This is a genomic window from Sphingopyxis granuli NBRC 100800 (assembly GCF_001591045.1).
Lineage (GTDB): Bacteria > Pseudomonadota > Alphaproteobacteria > Sphingomonadales > Sphingomonadaceae > Sphingopyxis > Sphingopyxis granuli.
The window spans coordinates 1-1,048 of sequence record NZ_BCUA01000176.1 but is presented as its reverse complement, the minus strand read 5'-3'; the positions used below and the strand labels follow the sequence as shown (position 1 = coordinate 1,048).

Here is a 1,048-nt window from a genome sequence, read left to right as displayed (position 1 = left end):
CGGCGGCGCGGGCGCTGCGGCGGGCCGGGGCGGCGCGCGTATCGGCGCTGACCTGGGCGCGCGTGGTGCCCGGCGCGGCGTCGCCCGTCGATCCGATTGACTTTGCCATGCTGGATTCCGATATGGATGGCAGGATGATGACGGGATAGCCGCATGGCGACGATCGAGATCTATACCAAATTCTTCTGCCCCTATTGCACGCGGGCGAAGGCGCTTCTCGACGGCAAGGGCGCCGCTTATGAAGAGATCGACGTGACGATGGATCGCGCGGGCTTCGATGCGATGGTCGCGCGCGCCGGCGGACGGCGCACCGTGCCGCAGATCTTCATCGACGGGCGGCACATCGGCGGCAGCGACGATCTTGCCGCGCTCGATGCGAAGGGCGGGCTCGACCCGCTGCTGGCGGCGGGGCGGCCGTGATCGTCTTCGACCTCAGTTGCACCGCGGGCGAACATCGCTTCGAGGCGTGGTTCGCCAGCAGCGACAGCTTCGCCGATCAGCAGGCGCGCGGCCTGATCGCCTGCCCGATCTGCGGCGACAGCGCGGTGCGCAAGGCGGTGATGGCGCCGCGCGTGGGGGCCAAGTCGAACCAGGCGGGCGGGGCGGTGGTCGCCGCGGTGCCGCCCGGCGAGCCGGCGAATGCCGTGCCGGCGGAGGTCGTGCGCCGGGTGCTTGCCGAAATCGCGGCGAAGCAGGCGGAGATGCTGCCGCAGTCGCGCTGGGTCGGCCGCGAATTCGCCGATGCGGCGCGCGCGATGCACGAGGGGCGCGCTCCCGAAGATCTGATCCACGGCCAGGCCTCGCCCGAAGAAGCGCAGGCGCTGCACGACGACGGCATCGCGGCGATGCCGCTGCTCGTCCCGGTCGTCCCGCCCGATCTCGCCAATTGACGGCGGCAAGCCCGCGCCGGTAGAGAGGCGGCGCTGCCCCGGCAGCACGCGCCCGTAGCTCAGCAGGATAGAGCATCAGATTCCTAATCTGGGGGCCACAGGTTCGAATCCTGTCGGGCGCACCATTCCCGAACAAAAGAGAGAACTTTGGCTGGTAT

2 protein-coding genes and 1 tRNA gene are annotated in these 1,048 nt (G+C 69.9%); all 3 read left to right on the top strand.

Annotated features, from left to right (window positions below; genetic code table 11):
- Window positions 1-153: 153 nt before the first annotated feature.
- The gene (grxC, locus tag SGR02S_RS19285; RefSeq protein WP_067113840.1) at window positions 154-420 is read left to right on the top strand and encodes a glutaredoxin 3; all 267 of its coding nucleotides are present in this window, start codon (window positions 154-156) and stop codon (window positions 418-420) included.
- On the top strand, window positions 417-890 hold the full coding sequence (locus tag SGR02S_RS19280; RefSeq protein WP_067113838.1) for a DUF1178 family protein: 474 nt from the start codon (window positions 417-419) through the stop codon (window positions 888-890). The genes grxC and SGR02S_RS19280 overlap by 4 nt, the downstream gene beginning before the upstream one ends.
- Before the next feature lie 48 nt (window positions 891-938).
- Window positions 939-1,015, top strand: a tRNA-Arg gene (locus SGR02S_RS19275).
- The last annotated feature ends 33 nt before the right edge of the window (window positions 1,016-1,048 follow it).

What these genes read in the sequence shown, in the direction of transcription:
- grxC (WP_067113840.1), top strand. Translation starts at nt 154, where the DNA reads ATGGCGACGATCGAGATCTATACCAAATTCTTCTGCCCCTATTGCACG.